The sequence below is a fragment of the Brevundimonas sp. Root608 genome (assembly GCF_001427825.1).
GTDB lineage: Bacteria > Pseudomonadota > Alphaproteobacteria > Caulobacterales > Caulobacteraceae > Brevundimonas.
Genome location: NZ_LMGT01000001.1, coordinates 154,578 through 175,237, shown reverse-complemented (window position 1 = coordinate 175,237; position 20,660 = coordinate 154,578). Strand labels below are relative to the sequence as shown.

The 20,660-nt window shown below is 70.1% G+C and carries 25 protein-coding genes and 2 tRNA genes; 11 read left to right on the top strand and 16 right to left on the bottom strand.

Going from position 1 to position 20,660, the window contains the following annotated elements:
- Nucleotides 1–9: 9 nt before the first annotated feature.
- The 3 genes from ASD59_RS00920 to ASD59_RS00910 all read right to left on the bottom strand — a co-directional run bounded on the left by ASD59_RS00920 (nt 10) and on the right by ASD59_RS00910 (nt 1,885).
- Complete coding sequence (locus tag ASD59_RS00920; RefSeq protein WP_055826947.1) at nt 10–579, bottom strand: hypothetical protein; 570 nt, start codon at nt 577–579, stop codon at nt 10–12.
- Nucleotides 576–1,454, bottom strand: a complete 879-nt coding sequence (locus tag ASD59_RS00915) for a 3-hydroxybutyryl-CoA dehydrogenase (protein WP_055826943.1) — start codon at nt 1,452–1,454, stop codon at nt 576–578. The genes ASD59_RS00920 and ASD59_RS00915 overlap by 4 nt, the downstream gene beginning before the upstream one ends.
- Before the next feature lie 125 nt (nt 1,455–1,579).
- Nucleotides 1,580–1,885, bottom strand: a complete 306-nt coding sequence (locus tag ASD59_RS00910; RefSeq protein ID WP_055826941.1) for a YggT family protein — start codon at nt 1,883–1,885, stop codon at nt 1,580–1,582.
- Nucleotides 1,886–2,038: 153 nt separating this feature from the next.
- Between ASD59_RS00910 and ASD59_RS00905 the strand changes: the two genes are divergently transcribed.
- Both ASD59_RS00905 and trhO read left to right on the top strand, forming a co-directional pair.
- Nucleotides 2,039–2,114, top strand: a tRNA-Ala gene (locus tag ASD59_RS00905).
- A gap of 18 nt (nt 2,115–2,132) precedes the next feature.
- The gene (gene trhO, locus ASD59_RS00900) at nt 2,133–3,104 is read left to right on the top strand and encodes an oxygen-dependent tRNA uridine(34) hydroxylase TrhO (RefSeq protein WP_055826938.1); all 972 of its coding nucleotides are present in this window, start codon (nt 2,133–2,135) and stop codon (nt 3,102–3,104) included.
- A 1-nt stretch (nt 3,105) separates the two neighbouring features.
- Here trhO and ASD59_RS00895 read toward each other — a convergent pair whose 3' ends face one another.
- The 5 genes from ASD59_RS00895 to ASD59_RS00875 form a co-directional block, all read right to left on the bottom strand.
- Nucleotides 3,106–3,384, bottom strand: coding sequence for an HPr family phosphocarrier protein (locus tag ASD59_RS00895; protein ID WP_055826935.1), 279 nt, complete (start codon nt 3,382–3,384; stop codon nt 3,106–3,108).
- 5 nt (nt 3,385–3,389) lie between these two features.
- Complete coding sequence (locus ASD59_RS00890) at nt 3,390–3,794, bottom strand: PTS sugar transporter subunit IIA (protein WP_055826931.1); 405 nt, start codon at nt 3,792–3,794, stop codon at nt 3,390–3,392.
- A gap of 86 nt (nt 3,795–3,880) precedes the next feature.
- Nucleotides 3,881–4,309, bottom strand: coding sequence for an HPr kinase/phosphorylase (locus tag ASD59_RS00885; protein ID WP_055826929.1), 429 nt, complete (start codon nt 4,307–4,309; stop codon nt 3,881–3,883).
- Nucleotides 4,306–5,940, bottom strand: coding sequence for a stimulus-sensing domain-containing protein (locus ASD59_RS00880; RefSeq protein ID WP_055826926.1), 1,635 nt, complete (start codon nt 5,938–5,940; stop codon nt 4,306–4,308). Before ASD59_RS00880 ends, ASD59_RS00885 begins: the two co-directional genes overlap by 4 nt.
- Nucleotides 5,909–6,613, bottom strand: coding sequence for a response regulator transcription factor (locus tag ASD59_RS00875; RefSeq protein WP_055826923.1), 705 nt, complete (start codon nt 6,611–6,613; stop codon nt 5,909–5,911). Before ASD59_RS00875 ends, ASD59_RS00880 begins: the two co-directional genes overlap by 32 nt.
- Before the next feature lie 207 nt (nt 6,614–6,820).
- Between ASD59_RS00875 and ASD59_RS00870 the strand changes: the two genes are divergently transcribed.
- Entirely contained in the window at nt 6,821–8,539 is a 1,719-nt protein-coding gene (locus tag ASD59_RS00870; protein WP_055826920.1) for a hypothetical protein, read from the top strand.
- Nucleotides 8,540–8,542: 3 nt separating this feature from the next.
- Here ASD59_RS00870 and ASD59_RS00865 read toward each other — a convergent pair whose 3' ends face one another.
- From ASD59_RS00865 to ASD59_RS00850, 4 genes are all read right to left on the bottom strand, one after another.
- Nucleotides 8,543–8,872 (bottom strand): TFIIB-type zinc ribbon-containing protein, encoded by a 330-nt coding sequence (locus tag ASD59_RS00865; RefSeq protein ID WP_055829590.1) that lies wholly within the window; start codon nt 8,870–8,872, stop codon nt 8,543–8,545.
- An 82-nt stretch (nt 8,873–8,954) separates the two neighbouring features.
- On the bottom strand, nt 8,955–10,817 hold the full coding sequence (locus tag ASD59_RS00860; protein ID WP_055826916.1) for a DUF885 domain-containing protein: 1,863 nt from the start codon (nt 10,815–10,817) through the stop codon (nt 8,955–8,957).
- A 66-nt stretch (nt 10,818–10,883) separates the two neighbouring features.
- Nucleotides 10,884–11,501 carry a DUF6655 family protein gene (locus ASD59_RS00855; protein WP_055826913.1) on the bottom strand — a complete coding sequence of 206 codons (618 nt, stop codon included), beginning with the start codon at nt 11,499–11,501 and terminating at the stop codon, nt 10,884–10,886.
- Complete coding sequence (locus tag ASD59_RS00850) at nt 11,498–11,938, bottom strand: VOC family protein (protein ID WP_055826910.1); 441 nt, start codon at nt 11,936–11,938, stop codon at nt 11,498–11,500. Before ASD59_RS00850 ends, ASD59_RS00855 begins: the two co-directional genes overlap by 4 nt.
- A gap of 146 nt (nt 11,939–12,084) precedes the next feature.
- Here ASD59_RS00850 and ASD59_RS00845 point away from each other — a divergent pair, with 146 nt between their 5' ends.
- The 4 genes from ASD59_RS00845 to ASD59_RS00830 all read left to right on the top strand — a co-directional run bounded on the left by ASD59_RS00845 (nt 12,085) and on the right by ASD59_RS00830 (nt 14,206).
- Complete coding sequence (locus ASD59_RS00845) at nt 12,085–12,660, top strand: YqaA family protein (RefSeq protein WP_055826907.1); 576 nt, start codon at nt 12,085–12,087, stop codon at nt 12,658–12,660.
- 52 nt (nt 12,661–12,712) lie between these two features.
- On the top strand, nt 12,713–13,246 hold the full coding sequence (locus ASD59_RS00840) for a disulfide bond formation protein B (protein WP_055826903.1): 534 nt from the start codon (nt 12,713–12,715) through the stop codon (nt 13,244–13,246).
- Nucleotides 13,224–13,832, top strand: coding sequence for a demethoxyubiquinone hydroxylase family protein (locus ASD59_RS00835; RefSeq protein ID WP_055826901.1), 609 nt, complete (start codon nt 13,224–13,226; stop codon nt 13,830–13,832). Before ASD59_RS00840 ends, ASD59_RS00835 begins: the two co-directional genes overlap by 23 nt.
- 68 nt (nt 13,833–13,900) lie before the next feature.
- Nucleotides 13,901–14,206: a hypothetical protein gene (locus tag ASD59_RS00830; RefSeq protein ID WP_055826898.1), complete on the top strand. Its 306-nt coding sequence runs from the start codon at nt 13,901–13,903 to the stop codon at nt 14,204–14,206.
- Here ASD59_RS00830 and ASD59_RS00825 read toward each other — a convergent pair.
- From ASD59_RS00825 to ppa, 3 genes are all read right to left on the bottom strand, one after another.
- Nucleotides 14,203–15,177 carry an esterase-like activity of phytase family protein gene (locus tag ASD59_RS00825; protein WP_055826895.1) on the bottom strand — a complete coding sequence of 325 codons (975 nt, stop codon included), beginning with the start codon at nt 15,175–15,177 and terminating at the stop codon, nt 14,203–14,205. The genes ASD59_RS00830 and ASD59_RS00825 overlap by 4 nt on opposite strands.
- Nucleotides 15,174–17,045 (bottom strand): cobaltochelatase subunit CobT, encoded by a 1,872-nt coding sequence (cobT, locus tag ASD59_RS00820; RefSeq protein WP_055829586.1) that lies wholly within the window; start codon nt 17,043–17,045, stop codon nt 15,174–15,176. The genes ASD59_RS00825 and cobT overlap by 4 nt, the downstream gene beginning before the upstream one ends.
- 157 nt (nt 17,046–17,202) lie before the next feature.
- Complete coding sequence (gene ppa / locus ASD59_RS00815; RefSeq protein WP_055826892.1) at nt 17,203–17,760, bottom strand: inorganic diphosphatase; 558 nt, start codon at nt 17,758–17,760, stop codon at nt 17,203–17,205.
- Nucleotides 17,761–17,931: 171 nt separating this feature from the next.
- Between ppa and ASD59_RS00810 the strand changes: the two genes are divergently transcribed.
- Together ASD59_RS00810 and ASD59_RS14095 are read left to right on the top strand one after the other, a co-directional pair.
- The gene (locus ASD59_RS00810) at nt 17,932–18,615 is read left to right on the top strand and encodes a DUF599 domain-containing protein (RefSeq protein WP_055826889.1); all 684 of its coding nucleotides are present in this window, start codon (nt 17,932–17,934) and stop codon (nt 18,613–18,615) included.
- Between the two features lie 303 nt (nt 18,616–18,918).
- Nucleotides 18,919–19,080 carry a hypothetical protein gene (locus tag ASD59_RS14095; RefSeq protein ID WP_156376871.1) on the top strand — a complete coding sequence of 54 codons (162 nt, stop codon included), beginning with the start codon at nt 18,919–18,921 and terminating at the stop codon, nt 19,078–19,080.
- Between the two features lie 5 nt (nt 19,081–19,085).
- On the opposite strand, the gene ASD59_RS00805 is transcribed toward ASD59_RS14095, so the two are convergent.
- Nucleotides 19,086–19,946 (bottom strand): N-formylglutamate amidohydrolase, encoded by an 861-nt coding sequence (locus ASD59_RS00805; RefSeq protein WP_055826883.1) that lies wholly within the window; start codon nt 19,944–19,946, stop codon nt 19,086–19,088.
- A 126-nt stretch (nt 19,947–20,072) separates the two neighbouring features.
- On the opposite strand from ASD59_RS00805, the gene cpdR reads away from it, so the two are divergent.
- Both cpdR and ASD59_RS00795 read left to right on the top strand, forming a co-directional pair.
- Nucleotides 20,073–20,432 (top strand): cell cycle two-component system response regulator CpdR, encoded by a 360-nt coding sequence (cpdR, locus tag ASD59_RS00800; RefSeq protein WP_055826880.1) that lies wholly within the window; start codon nt 20,073–20,075, stop codon nt 20,430–20,432.
- A gap of 123 nt (nt 20,433–20,555) precedes the next feature.
- Nucleotides 20,556–20,630, top strand: a tRNA-Val gene (locus ASD59_RS00795).
- Nucleotides 20,631–20,660 lie beyond the last annotated feature (30 nt).

Below are 20,660 nucleotides of genomic sequence, written 5' to 3'. Positions count from 1 at the left end.
AAATCGGCCTCAGCCCGGGTCGCGGTCCCGCATGACGCCCAGCCGGTCGCGCACCTCGGGCTGGGGCATGAAGGCGATGAAGGCGGCGCACAGGCCGGCCCACAGCGCATAGCTGACGCCCAGCAAGACCGCGATCGGCAGGCCGCCGACCCCGTAGATCAGAAGGGTCGTCTCGGTCGCGCCCGCGGCCTGGGCGATGCCGCCGGCCTCGAACAGGCCCACGACCGACACGATCAGGGCCAGCATGGCCTGAAGACCCGCCGCCAGCAGGCCGCCGTAGAACATGAAGCGCCAGACCACGCCCAGCCGGGTCGCCGGACGGCCGGTCATGTCCCGCTCGCGCGCCAGCAGCCAAAGTCCGCCCGGCACGGCGGCCATGCCGATGACCAGCACCAGCAGCCGCCAGTCCATCTCTAGGCTGGGCAGCCAGTTCCGCGGCGGCCAGATGAGCAGGGTGACGACCAGCGGCGGCCACAGGGCGCCGGCCAGCGCCGCCAGCACGATGCGCTGCGGGTCGCGCCGCCAGGAGACGCGCTGCTGGCCCGGGAAGTCTTCCGGCTTTTCCAGCGTGGGGATCATCGGGTCGGCGCCGGTTCCGGGCCGGAATAGTCGTAGAAGCCGCGCCCGGACTTGCGCCCCAGCCAGCCGGCCTCGACGTATTTCACCAGAAGCGGACAGGGCCGGTATTTGCTGTCGGCCAGACCGTCGTAGAGCACGTTCATGATCGCCAGGACGACGTCCAGCCCCATGAAGTCCGCCAACTCCAGCGGCCCCATCGGATGGTTGGCGCCCAGTTTCAGCGCCTTGTCGATCGAGGCGACGTCGCCGACGCCCTCGTAGAGGACATAGACCGCCTCGTTGATCATCGGCACCAGGATGCGGTTGACGATGAAGGCGGGGAAATCCTCGGAATTGGTCGTCGTCTTGCCCAGTGACTCGGCGAAGGCGACCGCGGCGTCATAGGTGCTGGCCGCGGTGGCGATGCCGCGGATGATCTCGACCAGCTTCATCACCGGGGCCGGCTTCATGAAATGCAGGCCGATGAAGCGCTCGGGCCGGTCGGTGGCCGAGGCCAGGCGGGTGATGGAGATCGACGAGGTGTTGGACGCCAGCAGGGTGTCCTTGCCCAGATGCGGCGTCAGGTCGGCGAGGATGGATTTCTTGACCGCCTCGTCCTCGATCGCGGCCTCGATCACCAGATCGGCCTTGGCGGCGGCGGCGAGCGAGGGCGCGGCGGAGATGCGGGACAGGGCGGCGTCGGCGGCGGCCTGGTCGATCAGGCCGCGCGCGACCTGGCGCGCCAGGCTGGCGGCGATCGCCCCCTGGGCTTGGGGCACGCGGTCGCGGGCGGCGTCGTACAGCAGCACCTGATAGCCGCCCGCGGCCACGGCCTGGGCGATGCCTGCGCCCATCTGGCCTGCGCCGACGATGGCGACGGATCGGATCGTGGTCATGAAGTCCGGTTGGCTGGCGGGCGCTGGGCCCGGTCGGAGCGGCACCTTAGGACCCTCGCCGGACGGCGCAAGGCCGGAAGCGCCGGACCGTGGCGAAGGGGCGAAGGCGTGTCACGGCGGTCGCGCTATCCCAGCATCTGGATCAGCACGGGCGCGGTCAGACGCATGAACAGGATGCGCACGAAATTGATCAGCAGCAGGACCACGATCGGCGAGATGTCGATGCCGCCCAGAGGCGGGATGATCCGCCGGAACGGCTCCAGCAGGGGCGCGGTGATCCGGTCGAGGAAGTCCGCCAGCTGGCTCACGAACCGGTTGCGGCGGTTGATGACGTCGAAGGCGAACAGCCAGCTGAAGATGGCCGACAGGATGATCGCCCAGGTCATGAGCGACAGGATCGTAGTGACCAGCCAGACGATGGCGTAACCCATGAAAGGGGCTCCCGAAACAAGATCAGTCCCGCTTCTAGCGTGACCGCGCCCCGCGTCCAACGATTCCGGCGTCGCAGGCGTCGTGGAGCCTCAACCCCGTTGACACTCCCGCCCCGCCCCTCGTATGTCGCCGGCTCGCCTGCACCCGGAAACGGGGCCGTAGCTCAGTTGGTAGAGCGCGTCGTTCGCAATGACGAGGTCAGGGGTTCGACTCCCCTCGGCTCCACCAGGCACCCGCACTGTCGACATGACCCAGTCCGCCCGTTCAGCTCCTGTGCGCTCCCCCGGGCCGGTGACGGTGGCCGCCCTCTACCGGTTCGCGGCCATCATGGACTGCGAAGCCGTTCGGGACCGGCTCGAGGCGCTTTGCCGCCCCGATTTGCGCGGCACCCTGCTGGTCGCCCATGAAGGCCTGAACGGCACCATCGCGGGTCCTGAAGCGGCGATCGAGCGCGTGCTGGCGGGCATTCGCGCCCTGCCCGGCTTCGCCGACCTCGACGTCAAATACGCCACGGCGGCGGCCATGCCCTTCCACCGCATGAAGGTGCGGATCAAGCCCGAGATCGTGACCATGGGCCAGCCAGGCCTCGATCCCGCCGACGCCGGGACCTATGTCGCACCCGGGGACTGGAACGCCCTGATCCGCGATCCCGGCGTGATCGTCATCGACACCCGCAACGACTATGAGGCCGCCGTCGGCGCCTTCGAGGGGGCGGTCCAGCCCAATACGCGCGGCTTCCGCGACTTCCCGGACTGGTTCCGCACCGAGGGGCGGGCGCTGCTGGACCGGCCCGATCCGCCGAAGGTCGCCATGTACTGCACCGGCGGCATCCGCTGCGAGAAGGCGACCGCCTTCCTCAAGGCCGAGGGCGTCCGGGACGTCTTCCATCTGGAGGGCGGCGTCCTGCGCTATCTGGAGATGACGCCCGAGGCCGAAAGCCTGTGGCGTGGCGAATGCTTCGTCTTCGATGAGCGCGTCGCGGTCGGCCACGGCCTGACGCCGGGCAGCCACACCCTGTGCCGGGGCTGCCGCATGCCGGTCAGCGCGGAAGGCCGGACCTCGCCGCGTTATGTGGAAGGGGTCAGCTGCGAGCGCTGCGCCGATACGCGCACCGGGGCCGACCGGGCGCGATATCTCGAGCGGGCGAAGCAGGTGGAGATCGCGGAGCGGCGCGGCGTCGACCACATCGGGGCGGTCCAGGCCTCGCCCGAGGACTGACCTACTGGTCCTCGTCGAACTTCCGTTCGACGAGGTCGGCGAGAGCGGCCACGGCGGCCTCGGCCTCCGCGCCCTCGCCGACGATCTCGATGCCGCAGCCGTTGCCGGCCCCCAGCATCAGCAGGCCCATGATCGACAGGGCGTTCACCGTCACCCCGTCGCGGGTGACATGGATCTCGGCGTCGAAGCTGGACGCCAGTTTGACGAATTTGGCCGAGGCGCGGGCGTGGAGGCCGCGCGTGTTGCAGATGTTGGCCGTGGCGGTGAACGTGCCCGACATCGCCGTCACTTCTCGCCCTGGAGCACCCAGCTGGCCACCGAGATATATTTGCGGCCGGCGTCCTGGGCGTGGGCCACGCAGGCTTCCAGCGGTTCGCGGCCGCGCACGCTGGCCAGTTTGATCAGCATCGGCAGGTTCAGACCGGCGATGACCTCGGCGCGGGTCTCCTCCATCACCGAAATGGCCAGGTTGGACGGCGTGCCGCCGAACATGTCGGTCAGCAGGATGACGCCGTCCCCGTCGTTGACGGCGTTGGCCGCATCGACGATGTCGCGCCGGCGGCGCTCCATGTCGTCCTCGGGACCGATGCAGATGGCCGCGACCCCGCGCTGGGGGCCCACGACGTGCTCCATCGCCGCAAGGAATTCCGAGGCCAGTCCCCCGTGGGTGACAATCACCAGCCCGATCATGAAGGCATTACCAAAGCTCGCGCCCCGCGTCCGACGGCCCTTGAGCACGCCGCAAGCCGGGCGGAATAGCCCAACTCCGCCTCGGGTTAAAGCGGCCTGGTCAGGAGTGTGACCTTTTCGACCGCCGACGACTCGAAACCGCACAGCCGGACGAGCGGCAGCCGCACGCCCCCGATGACGCTCCCGGCCGCCTCGGGCAGGCGTTCGATCGGCTCCGCGGACAGCTCCACGGCCAGCACGAGCCGCACCAGGCCGAGGGCGCTGGCCGGAACGACGCCCACGCCCCGCGCCTCGATGCGGCCCTCGATCGCCGTCGGGCAGGTCGCATAGAGGGCCCCGCCCGAGGCGACGACGTGGGCGTAGTCATCGGCCACCAGCCGCCAGCCCCGCCCGATCAGGCGCAGGGCGAGGTCGCTCTTGCCCGCGCCGGACGGACCGGTGATCAGGACGCCGCGCCAGCCGTGGGCCGGGGCCCAGCGCGCCACGACCGTGCCGTGCAGGGGCTGGCCGCTCATCCGCGCCGGCCGGCCGCCAGCGGCAGGGCGACCTCGAAGCGCGCGCCCGTGATCGCCCCGCCCGCGTCCGCGCGATTTTCGGCCCGGATGCGGCCGCCGTGGGCCTCGACGATCTGGCGGGCGATCGACAGGCCGAGGCCGGAATTGGCTCCGAAGGCCGTGCCCTTGGGCCGGGAGGTGTAGAATCGCTGGAAGACGGTCTCGAGGTTATCGGGCGGAATCCCGGGGCCGTCGTCGTCGATATGCACGCGGGCGGGGCGGTCGGGGTCGGCCGGATCGCGGGACAGCGTCACCCGCACCACGCCGTCCGGCGGGCTGAACGACCGCGCGTTGTCGATCAGGTTCCGGAACACCTGCCCCAGCGGTCCGTCGCGGCCCACGACCAGGGTGTGATCGCCGGTCGAGGCTTCAAAGGCGATGCGCGGCTCGCCGGCCTTCCGGCCCGCCTCATAGACGCCCACGATCTCGCTCAGCAGGGTGGTGAGATCCAGCGTCCGGGGCCGGTCCCGGGCCAGTTCGGCGTCCAGCCGCGAGGCGTTGGAGATGTCGGTGATCAGCCGGTCCAGCCGCCGCACATCCTGTTGCAGCAGGCCCGTCAGCTTCTCGCGCTGGGCCTCCGTTCTGACCAGCGGCAGGGTCTCCAGCGCCGAACGAATCGACGTCAGGGGGTTCTTGATCTCGTGCGAGACGTCGGCGGCGAAGCGTTCGATGGCGTCCATGCGGTCGGACAGGGTCTCGGTCATGGTCTCCAGCGAGCGGGCGAGGTCGCCGATCTCGTCCTTGCGGCCCTCCAGATCGGGCAGGGAGATGGCGCGGGCGCGCTGCAGCCGGACCTCGTCCGCCGCCGCCGACAGGCGCATGACCGGACGGGCCACGAACAGGTGCAGCAGCAGAGACCCCAGCAGATTCACCGCCAGGGCCACGAGGGCGAAGGGCATCAGGGCGCGGCGCTGGGCGTCCAGGGTCTCGTCGACGTCGCCGGCCTCCAGCGTCAGCACCCCCAGCACCTGCTGCACATGGCGTACGGGGATGGAGACCGACACCACCCGGTCGCCGCTCTCGGAGCGGCGCACGGTGGACTGGACCTGACCGTCCAGCGCCGCCTCGACCTCGGCGGCGAGGGCCGCCCGGGCCCGCTCCACATCGGCCCCGCTGCGGGCCTCGAGCGCGGGATCGACCGCCGGCGCCGGCGTGCCGGCGGGGCGGGCGGGCGGCAGGGGCTGTCCGGGAATGACCTCGGTCACCGCATAGCTGTCGGCGACCAGCAGGCCGTCGATATCGAACAGCCGCGCGCGCTGGCCCGCGGGGATGAAGTTGTCCCGCAGCAGCAGGGGCGCCTTCTCGACGTTGAACTGCGGCGTCGGCACGCCGACCGTGTATTCCTTGTCCGCCAGCACATTGGCCAGCAGCTCGGCCTGGGCGACCAGGGTTTCCTGCCGCGCCTCGATCAGGCCGCGTTTCCACTCGTTCAGCAACAGGGCGCCGACGAACAGGATCAGCAGGCTGAGCAGATTCAGGGCCAGGATCAGGCCGCCGAGCCGCGACCCCCCGAAGCGTTTCAGCGGGCGGCGCGGTTCGTCGTCTCCCGACGGGAGCGGATCAGCTTTCGCGATAGCGGTATCCGACGCCATACAGGGTCTCGATGGCGTCGAACTCGGGGTCGACCACCCGGAATTTCTTCCGCATGCGTTTGACGTGGCTGTCGATGGTGCGGTCGTCGACATAGACCTGATCGTCGTAGGCGGCGTCCATCAGGTTGTCGCGGCTCTTCACGAAGCCCGGGCGCTGGGCCAGGGCCTGGAGCAGCAGGAACTCGGTGACGGTCAGCTTGACCGGCTTGCCCTCCCAGGTGCTCTCGTGGCGGGCCGGGTCCATCGACAGCTTGCCGCGCTTGATGGCCTTGGCCGAATTCTCGCCCGAGGGCTCGGGCTCGCCGCCGTCCGCGCCGGTCCGGCGCAGCAGGGCCTTGACCCGCTCGATCAGCAGACGCTGGCTGAACGGCTTGTGGATGTAGTCGTCGGCGCCGAGGTTGAAGCCCAGGATTTCGTCGATCTCCTCGTCGCGCGAGGTCAGCATGATGACCGGGATCTGCGAGGTCTGGCGCAGGCGGCGCAAGACTTCCATCCCGTCCATGCGGGGCATCTTGACGTCCAGGATGGCCAGATCCGGGGGATTGGCCTCCAGCGCCTCCAGCCCGGCGGCCCCATCGTGGTACGCCGTGATCTTGTGACCGTGGCTTTCCAGCGCCAGCGAGACGGAGGCGACGATGTTCTCGTCGTCGTCGACCAGGGTGATGTTGGCCAAAGGCGGTCTCCTTGCAGACTCTTCGTTCGCAGTCTCAACGCACGGCAAGCGTTACCGTTCTAATCCATCATTGTTCGGCGCCGGTCGACCAAAAACCCGACAACAGCGGCCGCGGGCCAGAAGATGGGGCGCGCGATCATGATCCACAACGAAACCCTGCCTTAAAGCCTTGGCGCCATCATGGAGGCGAACAGTAAGAGCGTTTTGATGGCCGGCTCCGTCCACTACGAAGTTTATATCCGAAAGACGGCTCCCGCGCCCTGGACGCTCCAGATGGCCACGGAAGACCGCACGATCGCGGTGCAGACGGCGGAAGACATGCTGGCCGACAGCCGCGCGGCGGCGGTGCGGGTGACCCGGGAAACCCTTGATCCCGACACCATGGAGTTCGCCAGCCTGACCCTGCTGACCCGTGGCGCGCCCGAGGTGAGGCACAAGCGGGTGGTGCCCGATGGCCAGAGCGGTCCGCGCTGCAATGGACCGCAGGACTTCTATACGTCCCAGTCCCGCGAGTTGATCGGCCGGGTGCTCGAGGACTGGCTCGGGCGTCAGGGCGTGACGGCGTTCGAACTGCTGCACCGTCCCGACCTGGCCGAGAAGCTGGAGGCTTCGGGGGTGGAGCTGCAGCACGCCATCCAGAAGGTCGCCGTGCCCGAGAGCCAGGCCGTGGGCCAGCCGGTGCACGATCTGGTGCGCCACTATCAGAAGCTGGCCGACGGGGCGATCGAACGGGTCATCGCCGCGGGCCGGCGCGGACAGTTCCCCAGTCTGGAGGATTGCTCGATCGCCGACCTGGCGCACCGGCTGGCGGGCCAGGCTGACCGGGCCTTCATCATGGGCGGAGTGGTGTCGGGCGCGGTGATCGGGGTCCGCGGCGGCCGCGCGCGGCTGGATCGCCTGATGGATCTGGCCGAGCGCGCGCCCATGGAGGGTCCGCCCCGCGCCATGGTGCTGGTGCCGATCGAACAGATCCTGTGCGAAATGCTGGCGGCGCGCACCAATCTGACGGACATCCTCGGGCCCGCGCTCGATCAGGGCGCCTCGCTGGCGGCCGTGGTGCGGATGGTCGCTCCCAACGAGATCGCCGCCCTGATCCGCCAGGACGTCCGGATGGCCCTGCAGGTTCCGAACGTCGAGGGGCCCGCCGCCCGCCTCGGCGCGCGGCTGGAGGCCGGGGAATTCCCGCTGCTGGCGGCCGCCCTCGCCCGGATGGTGCTGCGCGAGCTGATGAGCCCGCGTCGCCTGCGCCCCAACGACGCCGCGGGCGAGATCGACATCCTGCGCACCCTCGCCATGGCCTTGACCGTCACGGCCGGCCGCCTGCTCACCCTTGAAGAGGTTCAGAACGCGTTCAACGAGCGCTCCAAGGCGATCGTCACCGCCGATTTCGTGGCCGCCTATGTCAAGCCGTGCACCACGGTGCTGTGCGAGGCCGAGGCCCTGACCCGGCTGTGCGAGAACGTGACCGGCACCGCCAACAAGCGCTCGGCGGCCCGCTGGCTGTCGGCCTGCGTCGGCTCCCTGCGGTTCGAAACCGAGATGCGCGCCGCCGCGGTCGGCCAGACCGCGGCGCAGAAGCTGGGCGTCCTCGCCGGCCTGCAACGGGCGGTGCACGGCTGCGGCCTGACCGAGCGCGACGACACCCAGATTTCGGCGGCCATAGGCGCCGTCGGCGGCGCGGTCGAGAGCGAGGCGAAGATCGTGATGATGCTGGCGCGGTCGCCCGCGCCCCTGCCTCAGAAGCTGTCGGTTCTGCTGCGGCTGGCGGCCGGCGAGACCGCGCCTCTCGGGCCCGCGGCGGACCGGGCCAAGGCCGAGGCCGTCAGGCTGTTCCGCGCCCCGGAATCGCGCGCGACCCTGTCGTCCACGCCCGAGGTCCTCGCCCCGCTGAAGGGCCTGATGAGGGCCGCCGGCCTGGCCGCCTAGACCTCAGTCGAAGATGTCGAAAATGCTGTCCCGCTTCTTTTTCCTGTAGCGGTGGTCGTCATCGTCGCGGCTGCGATACCGTTCGTCGCGGTACGCCGGTTGCGCGCCCCAGGGCTGGGGCGCGGGCTGTTGCGGCGGATAGGATGGCTGCTGCGGCGGCGCGGCCTGGGGCGCTGACGCGCGGCCCTCTTCCGTCGCCGAGGCCATCAGCTTCTCCAGCTCGCCCCGGTCCAGCCAGACGCCCCGGCAACTGGGGCACATGTCGAACTGCACGCCGCCCCGTTCCAGCGTCTGCATGGCGGCGTTGTCGTTCGGGCACATCAAGAGCGGCATCGGCGTCTCCATTCACGGTTCAGACGGTAGAGTTGGGGCGGGGCCATGGTTCCGCCAACGCGACCAAGGGCCGCGCCGCGTCTCAGGCGGCGGGCGCCCCGCCCCCGGCCGCGATCCAGGCGTCGATCTGGTCCTCCAGCACCTCCAGCGGCACCGAGCCCGAGCCCAGGACGACGGCGTGGAAATCCCGGATGTCGAAGCGTGATCCGAGCGCCGCCTGCGCCCGCCGGCGCAGCTCCATGATCTTCAGCTCGCCGATCTTGTAGCTGGTCGCCTGACCCGGATTGGTCAGATAGCGCTCGACCTCCTTGACGATGTCGCGCTCGCTCAGCAGCGAGTTCCGCTGGAAATATTCAATGGCCTGTTCGCGGCTCCAGCGCTTCGCATGCAGGCCGGTGTCCGTGACCAGCCGCACCGACCGCCACAGCTCCAGCGACAGCCGGCCGAAGTCGGAATACGGATCCGGGTAGAAGCCCAGCTCCTTGCCGAGGCGCTCCGCGTAGAGCCCCCAGCCTTCGGCGTAGGCGCCGTAACCCCCGAACCGGCGGAAGCGCGGCAGGCTCTCCATCTCCTGGGCGTAGGCGATCTGGAAGTGATGGCCCGGCGCGCCCTCGTGATAGCTGATGGCCTCGATCTGGGGCTTCAGCACCTGGGTCATGTCCGACAGGTTGACGTAGTAGATGCCGGGCCGCGACCCGTCGGGAGCCGGCGAATTGTAGAAGGCGACCGAGGCCGTCGCCTCGCGCCACGGCTCGACCGACCGCACCTCCAGCGCCGCCTCGGGCAGGTCGTGGAACCAGCGCGGCGCGGCCTCCATCACTTGGGCGATGAAGGCCCGCGAGTCGGTCAGATACTGCTCCTTGCCCTCGGGCGTGTTCGGATACTGGAAGCGCGGATCCGTCTTGAGGAAGGCGAACATCTCCTGCAGCGAGCCGGTGAAGCCGACCTGGGTCATGATGGTCTGCATCTCGCCCTGCAGCCGCGCCACCTCGGCCAGACCGATCTCGTGAATCTGGTCCGCCGTCAGGTCGGTGGTCGTCGAGAGCTGCAGACGGGCGTTGTAGAAGGCCTCCCCGTCCGGCAGCCGCCAGACGCCGCCGTCCCGGTCCGGCATGGCCGCGGCCTGGACCTGCACCTCGGCCAGGGCCGACAGCACCCCGTCATAGCCACGCTTCCACTCGCCGGTCAGGGCTTCGCGCCCCTCGGCCAGCAGCCGGTCCTTCGTCGCCTGGTCGGCGTCCAGCGCGCCGACCTTCTTCTGGAAATCGGCCCAGACCGGATTGTCGGCGCCGCCGTCGAAGGGCGCGCCGGCGATGATGTTGCGGGTGTTGGCGATCGACGGCTCGAACACGAAATTCGGCGAGATGATCCCCTTCGACGCCCGGTCGCGCAGCTCGGCGGAAATCTCGTCCATGACCCGCCCGGCGTCGCGCAGCCGGGCCACATAGGCTTCGGCGTCGGACACGTCGCCGACGCGGTGGTTGTTGATCATGAAGACCGGCAGACCCGTGGTGGGATTGCCGTTGGCCGCGAACTGATAATTCCAGTCGCGCCAGCGGTTCGACAGCCGCGCCTGCTCGACCCCGTATTCGAACAGCCGCCACGACACCCGGCTTTCGGGGCTCAGGGTCCGCGGATTGAATTCGTCGTTCAGCCGCACCAGCTGGCTCTCGGCCAGGGCCAGCTGGCGATCGGACGCGGCGTCGGTGGCGTCGTCCAGCCTGTCGTAGCCGGTCTTGAGCCCCAGCGAGGTCATGGTCTGCGGGCTCAGCGCGACCCGCTCCTGGAAGGCCTGTTCGAAGAAGGCCGCCAGCCGGGCGTCCTCGCTCTGCGCCGGGACCGGGACCGCATGCCCGGCGTGGCCGGCGTGGGGGTCCTGCGCCAGGGCGGGCGTCCCCGCCAGCAGGGCGAAGGCGGCGGCGGACGAGACGAGCAGACGGCGCATGGGAACCCCCGGAACACTGAGCCCGCGACCATCTCCGGTCACCGCGCGGGGCGCAAGCCTTGGTCTCTAGAACTGCCGCCAGCTGTCGCCGGGGTCGCGTTCGCCGGGTTCGACGCTCTGCTGGCCCCAGGCGGCGATCATCAGCAGTTTGTGGCTGCGGATGCGGTACTCGCCCGTCATCGGTACGACCGCCCCCAGCGGCGCGCCCGTCCGGGGTTCGTAGAGGAAGCCCGAGAACTCGGCGACGCCGACGCGATCGCGCTGGCTGTAGAGCGACAGTTCGGGCACCGAGACGACGTTGAAGCTGTCGTTGATCGGCACGCGCATCTCGGGCAGGCCGAAGACGCGGCGCATCTGTTCCAGCGACAGCGCCCCGGCGCGCAGTTCGAACACCGCGTCGGCCTCGACCCTGGACGGGGCAAGCGCGTAGCCCGCCTCGGACAGGGCGCCGCGGATGGCGCTGACCGCATAGGCGGCGTTCTCGGCCTGGAAGAAGGCGGCGTCGACGAAGACCCGCGATCCCGCCGGGATCGGCAGGGTCAGGCCCTCGACCGCGCGGTCGGCGGCGCGCGCGACCAGCAGCTGTTCCGTCGCCGTGCGCGACGGATAGGTCTCGGAGGTGGAGGCGCAGGCCGCCAGCGTCCCGGCCGCGGCGATGACGGCGATCAGGGTCCGCACGGTCACCAGCTGCCGGTGTTCGGCATGGAGGCCCAGGGCTCGGCGGGGGCCAGGGGCGCGCCTTCCTGCAGCAGTTCGATGGAGATGCCGTCGGGCGAGCGGACGAAGGCCATATTGCCGTCGCGCGGCGGCCGGTTGATCACCACGCCCCCGTCCATCAGCGTCCGGCAGGCGGCGTAGATGTCATCCACCCGATAGGCCAGATGGCCGAAATTGCGCCCGCCGTCATACGGCTGGGGGTCCCAGTTGAAGGTCAGTTCGACCTCGGGCGACCGCTCGGCCTCCGCGCGCGTCCGGTCGGCGGGGGCCGCGAGGAAGACCAGGGTGTAGCGCCCGGCCTCGTTCTCCATCCGGCGCGTCTCCACCAGACCCAGCAGGTCGCGGTAGAATCGCAGCGAGGCGTCAAGGTCCGTGACCCGGACCATGGTGTGCAGATAGCGCATGGGAAGGTCCATCCTGGGGAGGGGCGGGAAGCCGGCCTCTATAGCGACCCTTCGCCGCGATCGCGAATAACGGCCTGTTTCGGCAGGTGCGCCGGTCCACGCCGCCTGCTAGAGGCGACCGGTCCGGCCGCCGCCGAAGGAATTCCATGCTCCGCAAGCTCTACGACTGGGTCTTCGCCCTGGCCCGCAGCAAACACGCCACGCCGGCCATGGCCGCGGTTTCGTTCGCCGAGAGTTCCTTCTTCCCCATTCCGCCCGACGTGATGCTGGCGCCGATGATCCTGGCCCGGCCGGATCGGGCCTATTTCTATGCGACCGTCTGCACCGTGGCGTCGGTGCTGGGCGCCGTGCTGGGCTATGCGATCGGCTATTTCCTCACCGATGTCGGGATGATGATCCTGACGTGGCTGGGCAAGGCCGACACCTTCGAGGCGTCCAAGGCCCTGTTCCAGAAACACGGGGCCTGGGTGATCCTGATCAAGGGCCTTACGCCCATCCCGTTCAAGCTGATCACCATCGCCTCGGGCATCTTCCAGTTCAACTTTCCCCTGTTCGTGGCGCTGTGCGTCGTGACCCGGGGCGCGCGCTTCTATGCCGAGGCCTTCATCCTCAAGCGCTGGGGCCCGGCCATGCTGGCGATGGTCGAGAAGCGGCTGGCGATGTGGAGCATCATCGGCCTGGTGGTGCTCGTCGGCGCCATCGTGGCGGTCAAGCTTCTCTGATCGAGCGAGCCTCATCGACGCGGCGTTCCGGCGCGGCTATGAACGTCGTCCGATGAGACGCCTTTATCGACTCCTGACGCGGTGGTGGACCGCCTTCGCCCTCGCCGCCTCGCTGGCGCTGCTGGGCGCGGCGCATGCGTTCGAGCGGTTCGCCGGCCTGGCGCCGTGCAACCTGTGTCTCAAGCAGCGCGAGGTCTACTGGGGCGCCGTCGTCATCGCCCTGACCGCCACCCTCTGGCACGTCATCAGCCGCGGCAGCCGCGGCACGCCCCGCATCGCCGCCTTCCTGCTGGCCGTCGTCTTCGCCACCGGGACGATCACCGCCGTCTTCCACATGGGCGGTGAGATGAAGTGGTGGGAACTGCCCGCGACCTGCGCCGGCGGGGGAGACGTCAATCTCGAAAGCCTGGCCGCGCTCGCCCTCGGCGCCGGACCGATCGAGGCGCCGGTCTTCTGCGACACGGTGACATGGCGGTTCCTCGGCCTGTCGATGGCAGGATGGAACGCCCTGATCTCGGCGGCCCTCGCCATCTTCAGCCTGCTCGCCGCAAAGAGGCCCAAGGATGCCAGAGCGCCTCGAACCTGAACCTCCCGTAGCGGATTCCACGACCGGTCGGCGCATTCCTCTGGCCCGGCCGGGACGGGGCGCGAGCCGCCGTCGCCGGGCCGAAATCCTGCGCGTCGATCACGCGGGCGAATACGCCGCCGTCCACATCTATCGGGCCCAGAAGGCCGTGTTCGAGGGCCGCGCGGGCAAGGCGGCGCTGGTCGCCGATACGGGCGGGATGCAGGCCCAGGAGGCGGTGCATCTGGCGCGCTTCGACGCCCTGCTGAACGCCGAACGGGTGCGGCCCACGGCGATGACCCCGGTCTGGCGCCTGGCCGCCCTGGCCCTGGGGACCGGCACGGCCCTGATGGGCGAAAAGGCCGCCCACGCCTGCACCGAGGCGGTCGAGAGCGTCATCGAGGAACACTACGCCGACCAGATCGCCGAGCTGCGCGAGAGCGATCCCGCGTTGGCGGCGGAGCTGTCTGTTTTCCGGGACGAGGAGCTGGCGCACCACGATCACGCCGTGGACCACGGGGCCCGCGAGGCGCCTGGCTATGGTCTGCTGAGCGCGGTCATAAAGGCCGGTTGCCGTGTGGCGATCAGGATCAGCGAAAAGGTCTGACCGCACGTACGGGTTGCGATCCGCCGCCCCGTTGGCATTATAGGCCCGAAGTTTCACAGGAGAGCCGTGTGCCGTTCCCCGTCGCCTTGCTGGCCTCGCTCGTCTTGTCGCAGCAGACACCTCCAGCCCGGACCCCCGCGGTCGCGCCGGCGCCCGTCGCGGCGACCGCAGCCGAAGCCGCTCCGGCGCCCTCGGGCGCAAGCGTCGTCGCGGAGCAGGCCCAACCGACGCAGGTCTGCCGGACCGAGCCGGTGACCGGATCGCGCTTCGGCCGTCGGATTTGCCGCAGCGTGGTCCAGAGCGGCGAGGATCGCGCCGACAGCCGCGAAATGTTGCGCCAGATGCAGGGCGCCCGGACTCCGCCGGTCGGCTAGGGCGTAACGGCGGGCTCGACGTCGAAGGCCAGCAGCAGGGTCCGCTGCCGCGGATTGTCGTTATCGTCCGACAGGATGTAGAGGCGCGTCCCTGACACGCCCGCCGTCGCCGCCACGCCCTCGAAATTATCGGTCGTTGACGGCAGGCCGAGGGTCGCCAGCACGGGGCCCGGCCGGCCTGACGCGTCCATGCGGCGCAGGCGCGCGCGCATGTCGAACGGCGCGCGGTACAGGCGCTCGACGACGAACCAGCCGCCGCCCGCCGGGTCGCGGTCCATGCCGGTGATGCGCCAGTCGGCGATTGCAGGCGGCGTCGCCGGCGGCGCGACGACCTCGACGCATCGCAGGGGCGCGCAATCCCAGACTCCACCGCCCTCCGCGGCGGCGCGCAGGCCGTCCGGTCCGGCCGCCAGCGCTTCCAGGCCGTCGTTTCCGGGCGGGACGGGCGGAACCGCCCGCGGAGAGGGACGGTCTCGCAGGCCGTCGAGCGGGCCATAGGACCACAGGCGCGGCCTCTGTTCGAAACCGACGAGCAGATCGCCGTCCGCCGTGATCGCCAGGCTTTCGGCGTCGCCGTCGGCCTTGCTCGGGAAGCCGCGCCCGTCTTCGGCGGTCAGGCCTCGCAGACGCAGACCGGACAGGCCCGCCAGCCGACCCCGCCGATCGAACCCCAGCCGCCCACGCACCAGATCCCCCGCATCCGTGACGGCGATGAAGTCTCCGTCCACCAGCTTCAGGTCTGACAGGCCGTGCAACCGGTCGCCCCTGGGCGCGACGATCTGAAGTCCACCGGCGAACCGCACGCCCGGAGCCAGCCGGACGCCGCCGGGCGCGCCCAGCCCGATGGGGCGGATTTCGGCGGCAATCGGGGTCCAGCCGCCGGCGGTGCCTCGCCAGGGTTCGGAAACCGCACCCGCGCCCGCGCAGGCGCCCAGCAGCCATGTCAGGACGACGGCGGCGAGCCGCCTCACGCGGCCTTCCGGCGGCGGCCCGCCGAGACGGCCTTGGGCTCGGCGTCGAACAGGGCGGCCAGGTTTTCGACCATGGCCCCGGCCAGCTGTTCGACATCGACGATGGTCACGGCGCGGCGATACCAGCGGGTCACGTCGTGGCCGATGCCGATGGCCATCAGCTCGACCGGCGAACGGGTCTCGATCTCGGCGATGATCTGGCGCAGGTGCTTGTCCAGATACAGGGCGGCATTGGCCGACTGGGTGGAATCGTCGACCGGCGACCCGTCCGAGATGACCATCAGGATGCGGCGCGACTCGGTGCGGGCCAGCAGCCGTTCGTGGGCCCAGGTCAGGGCCTCGCCGTCGATGTTTTCCTTCAGCAGCCCCTCGCGCATCATCAGGCCGAGGCTCTTCTTGGCCCGCCGCCACGGCGCGTCGGCGGACTTGTAGATGATGTGGCGCAGGTCGTTCAGACGGCCCGGATTGGCGGGCTTGCCGGCCGTGATCCACGCCTCGCGCGACTGGCCGCCCTTCCACGCCCGGGTGGTGAAGCCGAGGATCTCGACCTTGACCCCGCAGCGCTCCAGCGTCCGCGCCAGGATGTCGGCGCACACCGCCGCGACCATGATCGGCCGCCCGCGCATCGAGCCGGAATTGTCCAGCAGCAGGGTCACCACCGTGTCGCGGAAGGGGCTCTCGCTCTCGGCCTTGAAGCTCAGCGGGCTGGTCGGGTCAGTGATGATCCGGGTCAGGCGGGCGGTGTCCAGCACCCCCTCCTCGAGATCGAAATGCCAGCTGCGGTTCTGCTGCGCCATCAACCGGCGCTGCAGCTTGTTGGCCAGCCGCGACACCACCGACGACAGGGCCGTCAGCTGCTGGTCCAGCAGGGCCCGCAGCCGCTCCAGCTCGTTGGGGTCGCACAGGTCGGCGGCGTCGACCACTTCATCGAAGGCGGTCGTGAACACCCGATAGGCGTCGATGGCGCGGCCGTCGTCGGCGGTCTGCTGGCGGTTGGGCAGGGAGCCTTCGTTGACGTCGGGGCCGTTGTCCGAGGCCTCGCCGTCGGGATCACCGGGCGCGCCGTCCGGGCGGCTGTCGCGGTCCTCGCCCTCGGCCCTGTCGTCGGCCGAGCCGTCCATCGACTGGCCCTCGCCGCCGCCGGCGTCCTCCTCCTCGTCCTGGTCGTCGGCGGCGTCGGGGTCCTGCGGGGGCTCCTCGTCGCCCTGATTGTCCGAGGCGTCGTCGCCGCGCCCGTCGCCGGGATCAAGGTCCAGCGCCCGCAACACGTCCTTCAGCCGCTCGGCGAACATCGCCTGGTTGCCGGCTGCCGCCGCCAGGGCGTTCAGCTTCGCCCCGGCCCTGTCCTCGATGCTCGTGCGCACGAGATCCAGCATGGCGCCGGCGCCGTCGGGCGCGCGCTGGCCGGTCAGGCGCTCGCGCACCAGCAGGGCCACGGCCTCGGCCACCGGGACCCGCTCGGCCTCGGTGACGCGCAGGGCCCCCATCTTCTCCAGACGGGTCAGCAGGGCCGCGCTCATATTGGCCCGGACCCCGGCGAGGGCGGTCGAGCCGACGGCCTCGACGCGAGCCTGTTCCACGGCCTCGAACACCTCGGCGGCGCGCGTGTCCACGGGCCGCAGCCGGGCGTGCAGGCCTTCGTCGTGATTGGCCAGGCGCAGCGCCAGCCGGTCGGCCTGGCCTCGCAGGGCGGCGTTGCCGGTCGCGCCGGGATCGCGCGGCGGATGCGGCAGGGTCAGGACGCCGTTGGCCAGTTTCGGCCCGTCCGAACCGAACGTGACCTCAAGCTCGGACTGCTCGGCCAGCGCCCGCGCCGCATGGGCGAGCGCGCGCTTGAAGATGTCGGCGGGGGTTTCGGCGGCGGCCATGGGCGACACATAGCGCAGCGAGCGGAGAGGGGAAGCGTTCTCCCTCCCTTTATGCGGAGGGATGTCGGTGCGAAGCGACGACAGGGTGGGTGTGTCAGCCGTTCCCCACCCGGTCGCTTCGCGACCACCCTCCCCATAAAGGGGAGAGAGACGACGATTACGCCGCGTTGGCCGCTTTCGACTTCAGCTTGGCCTGGTGCGCGCGCATGCCCGCGGCGATCAGTTCGGCGGCCTCGCCGGCGTCGCCCCAGCCCTTCACCGTCACCGACTTGTTCTTCTCCAGGTCCTTGTAGCGGGTGAAGAAATGCTCGATCTGCTCGACCAGGATGGCCGGGAGCTGCCGGTAGCTGGCGATGTCGGTGTAGTAGGGGTTCAGCTTGTCGACCGGCACGGCCAGGATCTTCTCGTCGCCGCCGGCCTCGTCTTCCATCTTCAGCACGCCGATCGGGCGCGAGCGGATGATGCAGCCCGGCACCACCGGCGTCGGGTTCAGCACGATCACGTCGCAGGGATCGCCGTCGTCCGACAGGGTGTGCGGGATGAAGCCGTAGTTGCCCGGATAGTACATCGCCGTGTGCAGGAAGCGGTCGACGAACAGGGCGCCCGACGCCTTGTCCATCTCGTACTTCACCGGCAGGCCGCCCTGCGGGATCTCGATGATGACATTGACGTCCCAGGGCGGGTTGGGGCCGACGGGGATGGCGTCGATATTCATGGCGCGCTCGATTATGGTGCAGTGCGATACGAAGTGGCGGGCGTGATAGGCGTGCACGGCGCCCGAAGCAAGGCGGAGCATGCTTTGGCCCTGGCGCCGGCGCCGCGGTCACTCGCGGCTTGAGCGCCGGGGCCGCGCGCGCCACCATGGGGGGATGACGAGGACCCTCCGATGACCCTGTTCGACTGGCTGGCCCTCGGCCTCTTCATCCTCTGCTGGCTCGGCTACGGCCCCCTGCTCGGCCTGCTGGCGCGGCGCAGCGGCACGCTGAACGACGACATGATGGTCGTCCGCCGGGTGTGGATGACGGCCATGACCCATCGCGAGATTCGCCTCGTCGACAGCCAGTTGCTGGGCCACACCATCAATTCCGGAGGCTTTTTCGCCTCGACCAACCTGCTGCTGATCGCGGCGGTGGCCAGCGTCCTGTTCGGCGGCGAGCAGGCGCTTCAGGGGTTCGCCTCGGTCGGCGCCGAAGACGTGCCGACCCGGTTGCTCGAGGCCAAGCTGGCCCTGGTGTTGGTCTGCCTGGCCCGTGGCCTGCTGGATTTCATCTGGTCGATCCGCCAGCTGAACTACTCGCTGGCCCTGATCGGCGCGGCGCCCGAGGTGCACACAGAGGCGGACCGGGTGGCGCTCGGCGATGCGGCGGCCAACCTGCTGAACCCCGCGCTCAGCGCCTTCAGCCAGGGCGTGCGCGGCTATTATTTCGCCCTGGCGGCGGCGGCCTGGCTGTTCGGACCGCTGTGGCTGGCCGTCGGCGTCGCCGCCGCCTTCTGTCTGCTGGTCTGGCGCCAGGCCGGGTCCCCCGCCGCCCGCGCGATCCGCAGCGCGCGGCGATTGCTCGAGCCGTGACGCTGAACGCCCAAGGTTGTTCGCAGATGCGCTTGCGTCTGGACAGTTTTTCCCCGGAAACCGGTTACAGGTCGATCACATGGAACGACCGTACCGTTACACGGCGTGAACGCAGGTGCGAAATACCGTCTTGACGGTTTGTGCACTGCACACTAGCTTGGTTTTCGACGCCTCCGGGCGTCATGCCCTTCCTGGGCGTTTCCTCCCTAAAGACTTTAATGCCGCGCCTTCGGGCGCGGCTTTTTTTGTCGCGCGGCGGGCGACGGTGCTAGGTTTCCTGTCGATATCGCACAGGGGACGATCATGACCATTCGATCCAGACTCGCCATCGCCGCCGGCGCCGCTGTCCTGCTGGTGGCCGGCGCCGCCGCCGCCGGCACGATCGCCGGCTGCTGCTGCAAGGATGACTGCTGCGACGAGATGGCGGCGCCGCAAGCGCCGACGCCCGCCCCGCCCGTCGGCTAGAGGCGTCAAACGTCGTCGGCCAGCAAGCCCGCGATCACCCGGGCGACGCCCTTCTGTGTCCGGGACCAGCCCGCGGACGGGGTCCGGGACGCCTCGTCGAAATACAGGGCGCGGTTCAGTTCGATCTGGATGGCGTGAAACCCCTCGGCGGGCCGCCCCCAGGCCTGGGTCGTCCAGCCGCCCGCATAGGGCTGATTCAGCGCCACCCGCCAGCCCAGCCCCTCAAAGGCCCGCCGCAGCCGCCGCGTCAGGTCCGCCGAACAGGACGATCCGTGCCGGTCGCCCAGCACCACGTCGGGCCCCCGCGCGCCGCCGGCGGCCTGCGTCGCCCGCGCGGGCATCGAATGCCAGTCCACCAGCACCGCCTCGCCGCGCCGCGCCCGGGCCGCCTGCATCTGCTCGCCGAGCGCCGCGTGATAGGGGGCGTGCACCCGGGCGATCCGTTCGCGCGCCTCGTCCAGCGTCAGCCGGCGCGCGTACAGCGGAAGTCCGTCGCCGCTCAGCCGGGGGATGACGCCATAGCCCGCCGCCGTTCGCGGAGACCCCGCGCCGGCGCCGGCCCCCTCGATCAGCGCCGGGTCCAGATCGGCGGGATCGCGGTTGAGATCGACATAGGCCCGGCCCAGCCGCCCCAGCACCAGCGCCGCGCCGCCCTCCGCGCCCGGCGCGATCAGCCGGTCGACGAGGGCGTCCTCGGCGCTGCGCAGGCTGGCCTCGGGCAGAGCCGGATCGGCGCCCATGTCGGCCGGGTACAGCCCGCCGGAATGGGGCGAGGCGAAGACGAACCGACCGGGCGCGGCGGGCCGCACCAGGGCGAAACCGGCCCCGTCGTCCGCGTGATCCCCGCTGCCGTCTGCTGAATTCATGCCGCAGCCATAGCCTGTTTCAGCGCGTCATCCACAGGGGACGGCGGTGGCATGCCGCTGATTTTCATGGCGGGTTTACCAGTGCGGGCCTAGCTTGGCGTAAAGACGATCCGGGGCGAAAATCACATGGCGCGCATTCTTCTGGCCGAGGACGACCACTCCCTGCGCGGGTTCCTGACCCGCGCCCTGGAGCGGGCCGGCCATTCCGTGGTCGACTGCGAGAACGGCGACGACGCCATCGACGCCCTCGACCAGGGCCCGTGGGACCTGCTGCTGACCGACATCGTCATGCCCGGCGCCGACGGCATCGAGGTGGCGCGCGTCGCCGCCGCCCGCCAGCCCGGCATCCGCATCATGTTCATCACCGGTTTCGCGGCCGTGGCGCTCAGCGCCGCCCAGGCCAGCCCGCAGGCCAAGGTCCTGTCCAAGCCCGTCCACCTTCGCGACCTCGTGGGCGAAGTCGAACGCATGGTGGCGGCGGCCTGAAATCCGCCGCGGGCGGTCACGATGATGAGATCGAATCGCCCTGGTTTCGCCCTTGCGGTCAGCGCCCTCAAGGGGTTATAGACCGCTCCTTCCCGTTCCGGACCTGTCCGGAACCGTCTTGGCGGATGCGTAGCTCAGCGGGAGAGCACCTCGTTGACATCGAGGGGGTCACAGGTTCAATCCCTGTCGCGTCCACCATTCCTTCCCTGACAATCCCGCCCGACCGGC